Origin of the sequence: Hydrogenophaga sp. RAC07, assembly GCF_001713375.1 — a bacterium.
In the GTDB taxonomy this organism is placed as follows: Bacteria; Pseudomonadota; Gammaproteobacteria; order Burkholderiales; family Burkholderiaceae_C; genus Hydrogenophaga.
On the sequence record NZ_CP016449.1, the window covers coordinates 4,544,436 to 4,558,403 of the forward strand.

Consider the following 13,968-nt stretch of genomic DNA (forward strand, 5'->3'; position numbering starts at 1 on the left):
CCATGAAACACGCCCGCATCGCCTGGGCCGGCGCGGTCCATGAGGCCGTGGAGGTCGACGGCCAACTGGAATTGCTCACTCCCGCGTTCAAAGGCCGGCGCGTGGGTTTCGACGAGGTCGTGTGGCTGCCCCCGCTCGCACCCAACCCGCCCACCCGCCCGCGCACCATCCTCGCGCTCGGCCTGAACTACGCCGACCACGCGAAGGAACTCGCGTTCAAGGCGCCCGTAGAGCCGCTCGCCTTCGTCAAAGGCGAGGCCAGCCTCACCGGCCACCGGGGTTTCACGCTTCGCCCGCCGGGTGTGCAACACATGCACTACGAATGTGAACTCGCGGTGGTGATCGGCCGCACGGCCAAACACGTGAACAAGTCCGACGCGCTGGACTTCGTGGCGGGCTACACCGTCGCCAACGACTACGCGATCCGCGACTACCTGGAGAACTGGTACCGGCCCAACCTGCGCGTGAAGAACCGCGACACCTGCACGCCCATCGGCCCCTGGCTGGTGGACGCGGCCGACGTGCCCGACCCCATGAACCTGGCCCTGCAGACCACTGTCAATGGACAAGTCACGCAGCAGGGCAACACCCGCGACATGATCTTCGACGTGCCTACGCTGATCGAGTATTTCAGCACCTTCATGACCCTGCAACCCGGCGACCTGATCCTCACCGGCACACCCGACGGCGTGGTCGACTGCCAGCCCGGCGACGTGATCGTCACGTCCATCGAAGGCATCGGCGACCTGGTCAACACCATCACTTCATCCGAACCCGCATGACGATCCAGCACCTCATCAACGGCCAATCCGTGGCCAGCGCCACTACCTTCGAAACGATCAACCCCGCCACGCAGGACGTGCTGGCCGAGGTCAGCGCGGGTGGCGTTGACGAAGTCAATGCAGCGGTGCAGGCCGCGAAAGACGCGTTCCCCAAGTGGGCCGGCCTGCCCGCCACCGAGCGCGCCAAACTCATGCGAAAGCTCGGCGAACTGATCGCGGCCCACGTGCCCGAGATCGCGCAGACCGAGACCAACGACTGCGGCCAGGTGATTGCGCAGACCGGCAAACAACTCATCCCGCGCGCGGCGGACAACTTCTCGTACTTCGCCGAGATGTGCACCCGCGTGGACGGTCACACCTACCCCACGCCCACGCACCTGAACTACACGCTGTTCCAACCGGTGGGCGTGTGCGCGCTGATCAGCCCGTGGAACGTGCCTTTCATGACCGCCACCTGGAAGGTCGCGCCCTGCCTGGCCTTCGGCAACACGGCGGTGCTGAAGATGAGCGAGCTCAGCCCGCTCACCGCCGCGCGCCTGGGTGAGCTGGCGCTGGAAGCCGGCATTCCGCCCGGCGTGTTGAACGTGGTGCACGGCATGGGCAAGGATGCGGGCGAGCCCCTGTGTGCCCACCCGGACGTGCGCGCGATTTCCTTCACCGGCTCCACCGCCACCGGCAACCGCATCGTGCAGAGCGCAGGCCTCAAGAAGTTCAGCATGGAGCTGGGTGGCAAGAGTCCGTTCGTGATCTTTGACGACGCCGATCTGGACCGCGCGCTGGACGCTGCCGTGTTCATGATCTTCAGCAACAACGGCGAGCGCTGCACGGCGGGCAGCCGCATCCTGGTGCAGCAGAGCATCTACGCCGACTTTGCGCAGAAATTCGCCGAGCGCGCGAAGCGCATCACCGTGGGCGACCCGCTGGATGAGAAGACCATCGTTGGCCCGATGATCAGCCGGGCCCATCTGGCGAAGGTGCGCAGCTACATCGAACTGGGACCGAAGGAGGGCGCCACACTCTTGTGTGGCGGTCTGGACCGGCCCTCGTACGCGGCCGAGTTGCCGTCGCGCGTGGCAAGGGGCAACTACGTGTGGCCCACGGTGTTCGCCGATGTGGACAACCGCATGCGCATCGCACAAGAGGAAATCTTTGGACCCGTCGCCTGCCTCATTCCGTTTCGCGACGAGGCGCATGCGATCGAGCTGGCGAACGACATCCAGTACGGTCTTTCCAGTTACGTGTGGACGGAGAACCTGGGCCGTGCGCACCGGGTGGCGGCGGCGGTGGAAGCGGGCATGTGTTTCGTGAATTCGCAGAACGTGCGGGATTTGCGCCAGCCGTTTGGCGGCACCAAGGCGAGTGGCACGGGGCGTGAGGGTGGCACCTGGAGTTACGAGGTGTTTCTGGAGCCGAAGAACGTGGCGGTGTCGCTCGGGTCGCACCACATTCCGCATTGGGGGGTTTGAAATGCCTTCATTCCTGCGTGTGTGCGTTCTTCCTTTCGCACTCGCGGTCCGCAGTGGTTTGAAACCCTGGGGTGTCCACCGCAGCGAAGTCAAGGAGGAGGGGCCGAAGGCCCCGGGGGACATTCGCGGAGGTGGGCGCCCCAGGGTTTCAAACCACGGAGCAAGCAGCAAGCAGCAAGGAGGAACAAAACATGGGAAAACTAGCCCTCGTAGCCAAAGTCACCCACGTCCCCTCGATGTACCTCAGCGAACTCGACGGACCCAGAAAAGGCACAAGACAGGACGCCATCGACGGCCACAAGGAGATCAGCCGGCGCTGCCGAGAACTCGGGGTGGACACCATCGTCGTCTTCGACACCCACTGGCTCGTCAACGCCAGCTACCACCTCAACTGCGCACCGCACTTTGAAGGCCGCTACACCAGCAACGAACTGCCGCACTTCATCAGCAACCTGCCGTTCGAGATCCCCGGCAACCCCGCACTGGGCCAACTGCTCGCCCAGGTTTGCAACGAGCACGGTGTGGAAACCCTGGCCCACCACGCCACCACCCTCGGCCCCGAGTACGGCACGCTGGTGCCCATGCGCTACATGAACGCCGACCAGCACTTCAAAGCCATCTCGGTTTCTGCGCTGTGCCAGGCCCATTACCTCAACGACAGCGTGCGCCTGGGCTGGGCCATGCGCCGCGCCGTGGAAGACCACTACGACGGCACCGTCGCGTTCCTCGCCAGCGGCAGCCTCAGCCACCGTTTTGCACAGAACGGTCTGGCGCCTGATTTCGCCTTCAAGATATGGAGCCCCTTTCTCGAAACGCTCGACCGCCGCGTCGTGCAGATGTGGGAACAGGGCGAGTGGAAAGCCTTTTGCGAGATGCTGCCCGAGTACGCGGCCAAGGGCCACGGCGAAGGCTTCATGCACGACACTGCCATGATGCTGGGCGCGCTCGGCTGGAGCGAGTACGAAGGCCAGGCCGAGGTCATCACGCCCTACTTCGGCGCGTCCGGCACCGGCCAGATCAACGCCGTGTTCCCCGTCATGCCACAGACCGGCGCCGCCATTCCCGCTGCACAGGCTTCGGCTGCGCAGGGCTACCAATCCGTCTCCCGACTCTGACCACCATGCCCCACCTTGTCATCCTCTACACCCCCAACCTCGACAAGCCCGAACCGGAAGGTGGCATCGACATGGGCCGCCTCTGCCGGGCCCTGTGCGACGCCATGCTCGCCGTGCGTGACGAGGCCGACCAACAGGTCTTCCCCACGGGTGGCACGCGCGTGCTGGCCTACCCGGCCGCTCACAGCGCCATCGCCGACGGTGGTGCGGCCGGCAAGGCCGCCGGCCTCGGCAGCGACTACGCGTTTGTCTACATGAACGTGCGCATGGCCAAGGGCCGCAGCGCCCTCACGCACCAGCGCGTGGGTGACGCCTTGCAGGCCTGCGTCAAAACGAACTTTGCGGCGCAACTCGCCGCACGCCCCATCGGCATCACGGTGCAGGTGGACGAGGGCCACGAGGTGTTCGACGCCAAGAACAGCTCCATTCACCCGCTGTTCGCCCGGGGCTGACCGCTCAACAAGGACACCATGTTCGACGACACCCTCATCCAGCAACTCGCCGCCGAACTCGACCACGCGGAGAAGACCCGCACGGCGCTGGAGCACTTCTCCAAGCGCTACCCCGGCATGACCATCGAAGACGGTTACCGCGTCGGCCGTGCCTGGGTCGCGTTGCAGGTGGCCGGCGGCAACAAGGTCATCGGCCACAAGATCGGCCTCACCAGCCGCGCCATGCAGATGGCCAGCCAGATCGACGAACCCGACTTCGGCACCTTGCTGCAGAGCATGCTGTTCACCGCGCCGGCCGGCCAGGTGCTGGAGATCCCCGCCAGCCGATTCATTGCACCGCGCGTGGAGGTTGAACTCGCCTTCGTGCTCAAGGCACCGCTCAAGGGCACGGACGTGACGGTGGCCGATGTGCTCAACGCCACCGAGTACGTGACGCCGGCCATCGAGATCATCGACGCGCGCATCGAGCAGTTCGACCGGCACACCAAGGCCATGCGCAAGGTGTTCGACACCATCAGCGACAACGCGGCCAACGCCGGCATCGTGCTCGGTGCGGGCGATGAGCGCTACCACGCCGACCCGCTCACCACCGACCTGGCGTGGTGCGGCGCCGTGCTCAAGCAAAACGACGTGGTGGAAGAAACGGGCCTCGCCGCCGGTGTGCAGGGCCATCCCGCCATCGGTATTGCCTGGCTGGCGCACAAGCTCGCGCCCTGGGGCGAGTCGCTGCGCGCGGGCCAGATCGTGCTGGCCGGTTCGTTCACGCGGCCCGTGGCCGCGAAGGCGGGTGACCTGTTCGAGGCCGACTACGGCCCGCTCGGGTGCCTGAAGTTCAAGTTCGTCTGAGTGAATCCCATGCACACCCCCATCAACACCTTCAAACAGGCGCTCGCCGCCGGCACACCGCAGATCGGCCTGTGGGCCGCATTGGCCAGCGCTTACAGCACCGAGCTGCTGGCCGGCATCGGCTATGACTGGCTGCTGATCGACGGCGAACACGCGCCCAACGACGTGCGCAACACGCTGGCGCAGTTGCAGGCGGTGGCCAGCGCGCAGCACGCGTTTGGCGACGCCCGCTCACACGCCATCGTGCGCGTGCCGGTGGGCACGGGCGACGTGGGCGTGGCCCTCATCAAGCAGTACCTCGACATCGGCGCGCAGACCTTGCTGGTGCCCATGATCGACACGGCCGCGCAAGCCGAGCTGGTCGTCAAGGCCACACGCTACGCCCCTGCCGGCATCCGCGGCATGGGCAGCGCGCTGGCGCGGGCTTCGCGCTGGCAGGCGCACGCGCGTTACGTTCACGAGGCCAACGACCAGGTCTGTGTGCTGGTGCAGGCCGAAACGGTGGAGGCCATGAAAAACCTCGACGCGATCGCCGCCACGCCCGGGGTGGACGGTGTCTTCATCGGCCCGGCCGACCTCAGCGCCTCCATGGGCCACCCTGGCAATGCGGCGCACCCGGATGTGCAGGCCGTCATTGCCGATGGCGTGCAACGCATCCGCGCTGCCGGCAAGGCGCCCGGCATCCTGGCCACCACCGAAGCGGGCGCGAAACAGTGGCTTGCCGCAGGCGCACTGTTCGTGGCCGTGGGCGCCGATACCCTGCTGCTGGCCTCGGGCGCTTCGCAGTTGCTGGCGCAGTTCAAAGGCCCGGCCGCCACCGGCCCCAACACCTACTGAAGGAGACTTGTCATGAACGCCACGCTGCGCGCCACCACCGTGCTCCCGCCCGGCATGCACCCCGATGAATGGGCCGCGCGCCTGGAGCTCGCCGCCTGCTACCGCGTGTTTGCCATGCTGGGGTGGACGGAGATGATCTACAACCACATCACGCTGCGGTTGCCCGACGCGGTGGCGGGTGGTGAGAAGCAATTCCTCATCAACCCGTTTGGCTTGCACTACAGCGAGGTCACGGCGAGCAACCTGGTCAAGATCAACCTCCAGGGCGAGGTGCTCGGCGGCTCCACCCACCGCGTCAACCCGGCCGGGTTCACCGTGCACGCTGCCGTCCACGACAGCCTGCCCGGCGCGCACTGCGTGATGCACACCCACACGACCGCCGGTGTGGCCGTGGCCTGCCTCAAAGACGGCCTGCAGCAGACCAACTTCTACACCGCGCAGCTGCACGGCATGCTGGCGTACCACGACTTCGAAGGCATCACCATCCACGCCGGCGAAGCGCCGCGCCTGCTCAAAAGCATGGGCGACAAACCCGCTGTGATCCTGCGCAACCACGGCCTGCTGGCCTGGGGAGCCACCGTGCCACAGACCTTTGCCATCCTGTGGACGCTGCAGCGCGCCTGCGAAATCCAGCTGGCCACCTTCAGCATGGGCGGTGCCGCGGCCGCGATTCCGGTGCCTGAAGCCATTGCTGCGAGATGCACACGCGACGCGCTACAGTTCAGCCCCAACCACGGCGCAGGCCGTGACGTGTTCGACGCGCTGGTGAGGCAGGTGAACCGCCTGGACAGCAGCTACCTGGAGTGAACGTTTGAGCCATCCGGATTTCCAGCGTGTTGCCATCGTCGGCGCCGGTGCCATCGGCGGCTGGCTGGGTGTGCTGCTCTCGCACACCGGCTGCATCGTCAGCGCGCTGGCCCGGGGCGACACGCTCGCCGCACTGCAGCGCGAAGGCTTGCAACTGCACGAGAACGGGCGCCTCATCGGCGCGCCGGTGGAGGCCTCCAGCAGCGCGGTGGCGCTCGGGGTGCAAGATCTGGTGATCGTGGCCGTGAAGGCCCCGGCATTGGCCGATGTGGCGCGCAGCATCGCCCCCCTGATCGGCCGCCACACCATGGTGCTCACCGCCATGAACGGTGTGCCCTGGTGGTTCTTCAACGGATTTGGCGGCGAGCGCGCCGGCACCCGGCTGCAATCCGTGGACCCCACGGGCGTGATCGACCGCGCCATTCCCGCGCGCAACGTGATCGGTGGTGTGGTGCACGCCAGCTGTTCGGTGGATGCGCCGGGCGTGATCCGCCACCACTTCGGCAACGGCCTGATCATCGGCGAGCCCTCGGGCGAAGCCAGCGAGCGCGTGTCCGCGCTGGCCGAGCTGTTGCGCCGCGCCGGGCTCAACGCCAGCGTGTCGCCGCAGATCCAGAAAGACGTCTGGTACAAGCTCTGGGGCAACATGACGGTGAACCCGGTGAGCGCGCTCACGGGCGCCACCACCGACCGCATCCTGGGTGACGAACTCGTGCGCGGCTTCATCAGCAGCGTCATGCTGGAAGCCAAGGCGATCGGCGCGAAGATCGGCATCCCGATCGACCAACAACCCGAAGACCGCCACGCGGTCACGCTCAAGCTCGGTGCGTTCAAGACCTCGATGCTGCAGGACGTGCAGGCCAAGAAGCCGGTGGAGCTCGACGCGCTGGTGACCGTGGTGCGCGAACTCGGTCAACTCACCGGCGTGCCCACGCCGTTCACCGATGCGTTGCTCGGGCTGTCGCGGCTGCAGGCGCAGACGCTGGGGCTCTACCCGCAGTGAATAAGTCAAAAATCGAATAGTTCGGTTCGTTTTTCGGAATCAGGATCTGGCCCCGAAATAGAATCGATTGCATCGCATCGATTTCTTGACCCGCTGAGCTTGTAAAGTCAAAATCGATGGCAACCCATCGATTTAAGGCTGTCATGCAAATCCCCATTCGCGCCGTCTCCGACCTCGGCATGGCGATTCGTGCCGTCCGCAAGCAACAAGGTTTGCGCCAGGACGACACCGCTGGCAGCGCGGGCGTTGGCCACGTGTTCCTGCGGGACGTCGAGCGTGGCAAGGAGACCGTGCACTTTGGCCTGGTGCTGAAGGTGCTTGATGAGTTGGGTATTCAGCTGAACATCGACATTCCGCGCGAGGCGTTGGCCCGGCTCGACGAGTTGCGGGAGAAGGGCCTGAAATCCTCGCCAGGTCGTGGAAAGACTGGCGCATGAGCATCGAGCGCAGCCTTTCTGTGTCCTCCAACGGCCGTGTGATCGGCTCGCTGCTGGAGCAAGACGGCATCTGGTCCTGGGTCTACGACGAAGGCTGGGTCAAGGCCTTGGATACATTCCCACTGTCGCCAGCGATGCCCTTGTCGGCGCAGCGCCTGCGCGACGGCTCAACCCAACGAACGGTCCAGTGGTACTTCGACAACCTGCTGCCCGAAGAGCAGATGCGCGAGCTGCTCAGCAAGGAGCAACACATCGGGGTCGGTGACGCCTTTGGGTTGCTGGAGCGGCTGGGCGCTGAATCGGCCGGCTCCCTCCTGTTGCTGCCTCCTGGTGGTCCGGAGCCGGAGCGGGGTGATCAGGCCTTGAGTACCGAAGAACTTTCCGCCAGGATCCAGAACCTGCCGCGGGTTTCTCTCGGTTCCAGATCACCCAAACGCATGTCGCTGGCTGGTGCCCAGCACAAGATGGTGGTTTTGTTCAATCCCGGGACCGGGGAGCTGCGTGAGCCTTGGGGGGCCAGTGCTTCCTCGCATATCCTCAAACCCAACAGCCGATCCGAGCAATACCCGCATTCGGTCGTCAACGAAACCTTCACCATGCGCCTGGCGCACCAGTTGGGCCTGAACGTACCCGGGGTGCATCGCCTGTACCTTCCCGAGCCGGTCTACATCATCGAGCGGTTCGACCGTATCTGGGACACCGAGGCGAAGACGTGGGCGCGCAAGCACGCCATAGATGCTTGCCAGTTGCTGGACCAACCCTCGGTCTTCAAATACAGAAATGCCAGCCTCGAAACGCTGATACGCCTGATCAACCTGTGCCGCTCAAAGGCGGCAGCACGGATGGCGTTGTTTCGCTGGTTGCTCTTCAACACCTTGGTGGGCAACTCGGACAGCCACCTCAAGAACATCTCGTTCCTGGTGAGCCAGGAGGGCGTCCAGATCGCGCCGTTCTACGACCTTCTGTGCACCGCCGTTTACCACGCACGCATGTACGCGGGCGACCAAGCGATCTGGCCGAACGAGCCGCTGGCCATCCCCATCGTGGATGCGGCCGTGTTTGGCGACGTCACGCGCGCCAAGCTGGTCAAGACCGGGGTTGCGCTGGGACTGGCGCCCGCCGCATCGGCCCGTGAGGTGGCGAAGATGGTCCACCAGATGCCATTGGCCGCAGACGCACTTCTGACCGTGATGGAGCGCGAGTTCGAGGCGGTCAAGGCGGTGTCAGCCCATCTTGAGGCCATGCGCACCATTCAGGGCGCAGAGGCGCACCTGTTGCGCGGGGTGCGAAAACTCGTGATTGCGGACATGATCAAGCGGGCGGTGTGAGCACTGCCAAAGTTCAGCCCAACAACGCCGGAAACAGTTTGACCAGGCCCGTGGCCATGACCTCCACGGACAGGGCCGCCAGGATCAGCCCCATCAGGCGCGTCATCACGTTGATGCCGGTCTGCCCCAGAAAGCGCGCGATCGGCTCGGCCAGCGTGAAGCAGATGGCCGTGGCCAGCGCGATCACCACGCCGTAGCCCACCAGCGCAGCGTGCTGGAAAAAAGTCTTGGCCTGGTCGGCGTAGATCACCACGGTGGACATGGTGGCGGGGCCCGTGAGCAGCGGGATGGTCAGCGGCACCACGGCGATCGAGGCGCGGGCCGACGCGTCGTTCACCTCCAGCTCGTTGGTCTTGGCTTCGGCTGGTTGAGCATTGAGCATGGACAGCGCCGAGGTCAGCAGCAGCATGCCGCCGCCCACCTGAAAACTCGCCAGCGAGATGCCGAAGAACTCCAGGATCTGCAGACCGATCAGCGCGCAGATGGCGATGACGGAAAACGCGCTGATCGAGGAAATCAAGACCGTTCGCTGGCGCTGCCTGCGGCTGAACCCCTGCGTGTAGTGGATGAAAAAAGGCACGATCGCCAGCGGGTTGACGATGGCCAGCAGGGTGATGAGCGGCTTGAAATCCATGGGCTGGATTGTGGGGGCAAGCAGGCCCGGCCGCTTGCCTTGGGGTGGTCGAAAGGTTCAGGCGCTGGGTTCGGAGGCCCGGCCTGGTTCACGACGGCGGAACATGCCGTAGCCTTCCATGAACAGCACCTTGTCCCCGTGCTGGTTGAACATCTCCCAGCTGGTGCGCACCAGGCCCACGTCCAGGCGTTTGCTCATGGGGCGTTTTTCCAGGATGGTGTGTTGCAGGCGCAAGGTGTCGCCGGGAAACACCGGCTTGAGCCACTTCAGGCTCTCCAGGCCAGGCGAACCCAGGCTGGAGCTCTCACTCAGGAAGTTGGTCACCATCAGCCGCATGGCCATGGCGCAGGTGTGCCAGCCGCTGGCACTCAGCGCGCCGAACACGGAGGCCTTGGCGGCGTCGTGGTCGAGGTGAAACGGCTGCGGGTCGAACTGGCGCGCGAAGGCGATCGTTTCTTCTTCGGTCGGGGTGATGGTGCCGAGGGCGCGGGTCTCGCCGACGACCAGGTCTTCCCACCAGTACTTGATGTCAGGGGTCATTTTTAGCGTCCTCCGGACACGTCCAACAAACTCATGGTGGTGTAACTCGCCGCGTCCGACAGCAGCCACACGATCGCCTGCGCCACCTCGTCGGCCGTGCCGCCGCGTTGCATGGGCACCAGGTGCTGCAGGTCGCGCACCCGGGTGGGCAGGCCACCCGAGGCATGGATCTCAGTCTCGATCAAACCGGGGCGCACCGCGTTCACGCGGATGCCTTCGGCGGCCACTTCCTTGGCCAGGCCGATGGTGAAGGCGTCGATGGCGCCCTTGGCCGCGGCGTAGTCCACATACTGACCGGGCGAGCCCAGGCGCGACGCGGCGCTGGACACGTTGACGATGGCGCCGCCTTCTCCGCCGTGCTTCGTGCTCATGCGGCGCACCGCTTCGCGCGCGCACAGCATCGAGCCGATCACGTTGATGTCGAACATGCGCTTGATACGCGCCAGGCTCATCTCGTCCACCCGTGCGCTCACGTCGACCACGCCGGCGTTGTTGACCAGGCCACTCAGGCGCCCGAGCTTGGCGTCGATCTTCTGGAACATGGCCATCACCTGCGCTTCATCGGCCACGTCGGCCTGCACCGTGATGGCCGTGCCACCCAACTCGCGGATGCCGCGCACCACCTCGTCGGCGGCCAGCGAATTCGCGGTGTAGTTCACCGCCACCGCCCAGCCTTGTGATGCCGCCAGCCGCGCGGTGGCAGCGCCGATGCCGCGCCCGCCGCCAGTGACCAGAAGCACCCGCCCGCTCGCTTTGTCCATAACCCGCCTCCTGCAGAAAGTGGTGGCATCGCGTACAACACGGGCTCGCCACCACGGCCATTACAACAGCACGAGGAGACCGCCATGCGTCACACAGTCGACTACTTTTTTGCCCCGCAGAGCCCCTGGACCTACCTCGGTCAGGAGCGTTTTGCAGCCCTGGTGCGCGAGACCGGCTCGGCAGTGCGCGTGCTGCCCATGGACCTCGGAAAGATCTTTCCAATCTCGGGCGGCCTGCCGCTGCCCAAGCGCGCGCCGCAGCGGCAGGCCTACCGCCTGCTGGAGTTGCGCCGCTTCAGCGAAGCGCTTGGTGTGCCTCTGAATCCCGAGCCACGCTTCTTTCCGGTGGCGGGCGATCCCGCCGCGCGCCTGATCACCGCGGTGGCCATGCACGACGGCTCCGACGCCGCGATGAAGCTGACCGGGGCGGTCACCGCAGCGGTGTGGGCGCAAGAGCGTGATATTGCTTCCATGGACGTTCTGGCCGAGTTGCTCGCAGAATGCGGCCTGGACGCTGCGCGCCTGGCGCAGGCTCAGCAGCCTGATGTGCAGGCGCGCTACGACGAGCAGACACAGGCGGCGATCGACGCCAGCGTGTTCGGCGCTCCGAGTTACGTGATTGGCGGCGAGCTGTTCTGGGGCCAGGACCGGCTCGATTTTGTGGCGCGCAAGCTGCGCACCTGATTCTTTCAACCGACAACAGGAGCCATTCCATGGGACACATGATCGAACTCAAGGCCGCCGACGGCACCCCATTTGCGGCCTACGTTGCAGGACCTGCAGGCAACCCCAAAGCCAAAGGCGGGCTGGTGGTGCTGCAGGAAATCTTCGGCGTGAACTCGCACATCCGCTCGGTGGCCGACGGTTACGCGGCCGAGGGCTACTTCGTGGTTGCACCCGCCACCTTCCACCGGGTGCAGCCTGGTGTGGAGCTGGGCTACACCGAGGCCGACATGGGCACCGGTTTCGGCTTCAAGACCGCCGTGGAGGGCTTGCCCGCGCCCGGCGTGATGGCCGACATCCAGGCCGCCATCGACCACGCGGCACAGGCCGGCAAGGTCGGCATCGTCGGTTACTGCTGGGGCGGTCTGCTGACCTGGCGCGCGGCCTGCACGCTGCAGGGTTTGTCCGCCGCAGTGCCCTATTACGGTGGCGGCATGACGGCGGCGGCCGAAGCGGCGCGCGAACCGACCGTGCCGGTGATGGTGCATTTTGGCGACCAGGACCACTGGATTCCAATGGACACGGTGGAGGTCTTCAAGAAGGCACAGCCGGACGTGGAGGTGCACGTGTACGCCGCCAACCACGGCTTCAACTGCGACCAACGAGGCTCGTACAACGAAGCCGCCGCCAAGCTCGCGCGCGAACGCACGCTGGCTTTCTTTGCCAAGCACGTCGGCTGACGCCATGCTGCGGGCCGGTCTGCTCAGCGTCCTGATGGCGGTCTGCTCGGCCGCCACTGCGGCCGACTACAGCGGACCGCTGTTCGACGCCCACCTGCACTACAACGACGAGGCCTGCACCCACGACACGCCGGCGCCGGGTTGCCCGCACCCGATGGCCGACGTGCTGGAGCGCATGCAGAAGAGTGGCGTGCGCGCCATCGTCGCCAACTCGCGGCCCAACGACGGGACCAAGGTGTTGGCCTCCGCGCGCGAACAGACCCGCGCCGCCGGCGTCACCGTGGTGCCTTTCATGCGCCTGTATCGCAACCGTGCCGATTACAGCAACTGGTTCCGCGACCCCACCATCGTGGAGATGGTGAACACCGAGCTGGCGCGTGGCACGCCGGCCGGGCCGTACCGTGGCCTGGGTGAGTTCCACCTGTACGACAGCGCGAACGCCAACGGTCCGGTGGCGAAACAGCTGATGGCGCTGGCCGAGGCGAAAGACCTCGCCATCCTGGCGCATGTGGACGATGTGGCGATTGATCTGCTGATGGCGAACACGCCGTCCAAGGGCCAGAAGATGCGCCTGATCTGGGCGCACACGGGAATCGGTGGCACGCCTGCGGCCCGCGTGGACGAACTCTTCGCCAGGTATCCGAAGTTGATGGGCGAACTCTCCTACCGCCCGGGTCTCGCCTGCGCCGACGGCCAGCTCTGTCCCGAGTGGCGCGCGCTGCTGCTCAAGTACCCCGACCGTTTCATGATCGGCTCCGACACCTGGGTCAACCAGCGCTGGCAGTACTACGGCGAGCTCATGCAGGGTTACCGCACCTGGCTCGGCGGCCTGCCGGCCGATGTGGCGCGGCGCATTGCATGGGACAACGGCGCACAGCTGTTTGGCGTGGCCGAGCCCGCTTCGCGGTGATCCAGCTCCATTTCTTTCCCAGCACCGCGGCCATGGTGCCGCACATCCTGCTCGAAGAACTGGGCGTGCCTTACGAGCGCGTGCTGGTGGACCGCGAACACGGCGCGCTCGACTCGCCGGCCTACCGGGCGCTCAACCCCAACGGCTTGATCCCGGTGCTGGTGGATGGTGATCTGGTGCTCTACGAGACCGCCGCGATCTGCCTGCACCTGAGCGACACGCATCCTCAGGCGAAGCTCATGCCGGCGCTGGGCACGGCCGAGCGTGCCCATGCCTACAAATGGTTGATGTGGCTGACCAACACCCTGCAGGCCACGTTGCTCGCCTATTTCTATCCGCACCGCTGGGTGAACGGGGGTGGTGCCACCGGTGAGGCCGACGTCAAGGCCGCGGCCAAGCACCGTGTCGGGGTGCTGCTTGATCAGCTCGATGCCGAACTGGCGCGCCATGGCGGCCCGTGGTTGTTGGGCGAGTCCCATTCGCTGCTCGATGCTTACGTGTTCACGCTGTGCCGCTGGACGCGCCACTTCTCCAGTGGCGCCGCGCGCGAGCGCGAGCACCTCGGTGCGTACCTGCGGCGCGTGCTGGAACGGCCTGCGGTGCGCCGCGCATTGGCCAACGAGGGGCTGACCGAGCCCTTCGTGTGA

Annotated in this window: 17 protein-coding genes; 14 read left to right on the top strand and 3 right to left on the bottom strand. The window is 65.8% G+C overall.

What is annotated here, in order from left to right:
• The first annotated feature begins 2 nt into the window (after window positions 1–2).
• The 10 genes from BSY239_RS21205 (at window position 3) to BSY239_RS21250 (ending at window position 9,073) form a co-directional block, all read left to right on the top strand.
• Window positions 3–782: a fumarylacetoacetate hydrolase family protein gene (locus BSY239_RS21205; RefSeq protein ID WP_069048557.1), complete on the top strand. Its 780-nt coding sequence runs from the start codon at window positions 3–5 to the stop codon at window positions 780–782.
• Window positions 779–2,248 (top strand): 5-carboxymethyl-2-hydroxymuconate semialdehyde dehydrogenase, encoded by a 1,470-nt coding sequence (gene hpaE, locus BSY239_RS21210; protein WP_069048558.1) that lies wholly within the window; start codon window positions 779–781, stop codon window positions 2,246–2,248. The genes BSY239_RS21205 and hpaE overlap by 4 nt, the downstream gene beginning before the upstream one ends.
• A gap of 191 nt (window positions 2,249–2,439) precedes the next feature.
• Window positions 2,440–3,363, top strand: coding sequence for a 3,4-dihydroxyphenylacetate 2,3-dioxygenase (hpaD, locus tag BSY239_RS21215; RefSeq protein ID WP_069048559.1), 924 nt, complete (start codon window positions 2,440–2,442; stop codon window positions 3,361–3,363).
• A 5-nt stretch (window positions 3,364–3,368) separates the two neighbouring features.
• A complete protein-coding gene (locus BSY239_RS21220) occupies window positions 3,369–3,815 on the top strand; it encodes a 5-carboxymethyl-2-hydroxymuconate isomerase (protein ID WP_069048560.1) in 447 nt (148 codons plus the stop codon).
• Between the two features lie 18 nt (window positions 3,816–3,833).
• On the top strand, window positions 3,834–4,661 hold the full coding sequence (gene hpaH / locus BSY239_RS21225) for a 2-oxo-hept-4-ene-1,7-dioate hydratase (RefSeq protein WP_069048561.1): 828 nt from the start codon (window positions 3,834–3,836) through the stop codon (window positions 4,659–4,661).
• Window positions 4,662–4,670: 9 nt separating this feature from the next.
• Window positions 4,671–5,498 (top strand): aldolase/citrate lyase family protein, encoded by an 828-nt coding sequence (locus BSY239_RS21230; RefSeq protein WP_069048562.1) that lies wholly within the window; start codon window positions 4,671–4,673, stop codon window positions 5,496–5,498.
• A 12-nt stretch (window positions 5,499–5,510) separates the two neighbouring features.
• Window positions 5,511–6,305 carry a class II aldolase/adducin family protein gene (locus BSY239_RS21235; protein ID WP_069048563.1) on the top strand — a complete coding sequence of 265 codons (795 nt, stop codon included), beginning with the start codon at window positions 5,511–5,513 and terminating at the stop codon, window positions 6,303–6,305.
• Window positions 6,306–6,309: 4 nt separating this feature from the next.
• Entirely contained in the window at window positions 6,310–7,308 is a 999-nt protein-coding gene (locus BSY239_RS21240) for a 2-dehydropantoate 2-reductase (protein WP_069048564.1), read from the top strand.
• Window positions 7,309–7,451: 143 nt separating this feature from the next.
• Window positions 7,452–7,745: a helix-turn-helix domain-containing protein gene (locus BSY239_RS21245; RefSeq protein WP_069048565.1), complete on the top strand. Its 294-nt coding sequence runs from the start codon at window positions 7,452–7,454 to the stop codon at window positions 7,743–7,745.
• Window positions 7,742–9,073 carry a HipA domain-containing protein gene (locus BSY239_RS21250; RefSeq protein WP_069048566.1) on the top strand — a complete coding sequence of 444 codons (1,332 nt, stop codon included), beginning with the start codon at window positions 7,742–7,744 and terminating at the stop codon, window positions 9,071–9,073. Before BSY239_RS21245 ends, BSY239_RS21250 begins: the two co-directional genes overlap by 4 nt.
• 13 nt (window positions 9,074–9,086) lie before the next feature.
• Here BSY239_RS21250 and BSY239_RS21255 read toward each other — a convergent pair whose 3' ends face one another.
• Genes BSY239_RS21255 through BSY239_RS21265 form a run of 3 tightly spaced genes read right to left on the bottom strand, consistent with a single transcriptional unit; the run spans window position 9,087 to window position 11,008 of the window.
• A complete protein-coding gene (locus BSY239_RS21255; RefSeq protein WP_069048567.1) occupies window positions 9,087–9,707 on the bottom strand; it encodes a MarC family protein in 621 nt (206 codons plus the stop codon).
• A gap of 57 nt (window positions 9,708–9,764) precedes the next feature.
• Window positions 9,765–10,247, bottom strand: a complete 483-nt coding sequence (locus BSY239_RS21260; protein WP_069048568.1) for a MaoC family dehydratase — start codon at window positions 10,245–10,247, stop codon at window positions 9,765–9,767.
• A 2-nt stretch (window positions 10,248–10,249) separates the two neighbouring features.
• Window positions 10,250–11,008, bottom strand: a complete 759-nt coding sequence (locus BSY239_RS21265; RefSeq protein WP_069048569.1) for an SDR family oxidoreductase — start codon at window positions 11,006–11,008, stop codon at window positions 10,250–10,252.
• An 84-nt stretch (window positions 11,009–11,092) separates the two neighbouring features.
• Between BSY239_RS21265 and BSY239_RS21270 the strand changes: the two genes are divergently transcribed.
• From BSY239_RS21270 to BSY239_RS21285, 4 genes are read left to right on the top strand one after another with little or no spacing between them, the layout of a single operon-like run.
• A complete protein-coding gene (locus BSY239_RS21270) occupies window positions 11,093–11,692 on the top strand; it encodes a 2-hydroxychromene-2-carboxylate isomerase (protein ID WP_069048570.1) in 600 nt (199 codons plus the stop codon).
• A gap of 29 nt (window positions 11,693–11,721) precedes the next feature.
• Window positions 11,722–12,411, top strand: coding sequence for a dienelactone hydrolase family protein (locus tag BSY239_RS21275; RefSeq protein WP_069048571.1), 690 nt, complete (start codon window positions 11,722–11,724; stop codon window positions 12,409–12,411).
• 4 nt (window positions 12,412–12,415) lie between these two features.
• Window positions 12,416–13,321, top strand: a complete 906-nt coding sequence (locus BSY239_RS21280) for an amidohydrolase (protein ID WP_069048572.1) — start codon at window positions 12,416–12,418, stop codon at window positions 13,319–13,321.
• A complete protein-coding gene (locus tag BSY239_RS21285; RefSeq protein WP_069048573.1) occupies window positions 13,318–13,968 on the top strand; it encodes a glutathione S-transferase family protein in 651 nt (216 codons plus the stop codon). The genes BSY239_RS21280 and BSY239_RS21285 overlap by 4 nt, the downstream gene beginning before the upstream one ends.

Coding starts and splice junctions, on each gene's coding strand:
- BSY239_RS21280 (WP_069048572.1), top strand. CDS start 12,416: ATGCTGCGGGCCGGTCTGCTCAGCGTCCTGATGGCGGTCTGCTCGGCC.
- hpaH (WP_069048561.1), top strand. CDS start 3,834: ATGTTCGACGACACCCTCATCCAGCAACTCGCCGCCGAACTCGACCAC.
- BSY239_RS21235 (WP_069048563.1), top strand. CDS start 5,511: ATGAACGCCACGCTGCGCGCCACCACCGTGCTCCCGCCCGGCATGCAC.
- BSY239_RS21255 (WP_069048567.1), bottom strand. CDS start 9,707: ATGGATTTCAAGCCGCTCATCACCCTGCTGGCCATCGTCAACCCGCTG.
- BSY239_RS21270 (WP_069048570.1), top strand. CDS start 11,093: ATGCGTCACACAGTCGACTACTTTTTTGCCCCGCAGAGCCCCTGGACC.
- BSY239_RS21205 (WP_069048557.1), top strand. CDS start 3: ATGAAACACGCCCGCATCGCCTGGGCCGGCGCGGTCCATGAGGCCGTG.
- BSY239_RS21260 (WP_069048568.1), bottom strand. CDS start 10,247: ATGACCCCTGACATCAAGTACTGGTGGGAAGACCTGGTCGTCGGCGAG.
- hpaE (WP_069048558.1), top strand. CDS start 779: ATGACGATCCAGCACCTCATCAACGGCCAATCCGTGGCCAGCGCCACT.
- BSY239_RS21245 (WP_069048565.1), top strand. CDS start 7,452: ATGCAAATCCCCATTCGCGCCGTCTCCGACCTCGGCATGGCGATTCGT.
- BSY239_RS21220 (WP_069048560.1), top strand. CDS start 3,369: ATGCCCCACCTTGTCATCCTCTACACCCCCAACCTCGACAAGCCCGAA.
- BSY239_RS21275 (WP_069048571.1), top strand. CDS start 11,722: ATGGGACACATGATCGAACTCAAGGCCGCCGACGGCACCCCATTTGCG.
- BSY239_RS21250 (WP_069048566.1), top strand. CDS start 7,742: ATGAGCATCGAGCGCAGCCTTTCTGTGTCCTCCAACGGCCGTGTGATC.
- BSY239_RS21265 (WP_069048569.1), bottom strand. CDS start 11,008: ATGGACAAAGCGAGCGGGCGGGTGCTTCTGGTCACTGGCGGCGGGCGC.
- hpaD (WP_069048559.1), top strand. CDS start 2,440: ATGGGAAAACTAGCCCTCGTAGCCAAAGTCACCCACGTCCCCTCGATG.
- BSY239_RS21230 (WP_069048562.1), top strand. CDS start 4,671: ATGCACACCCCCATCAACACCTTCAAACAGGCGCTCGCCGCCGGCACA.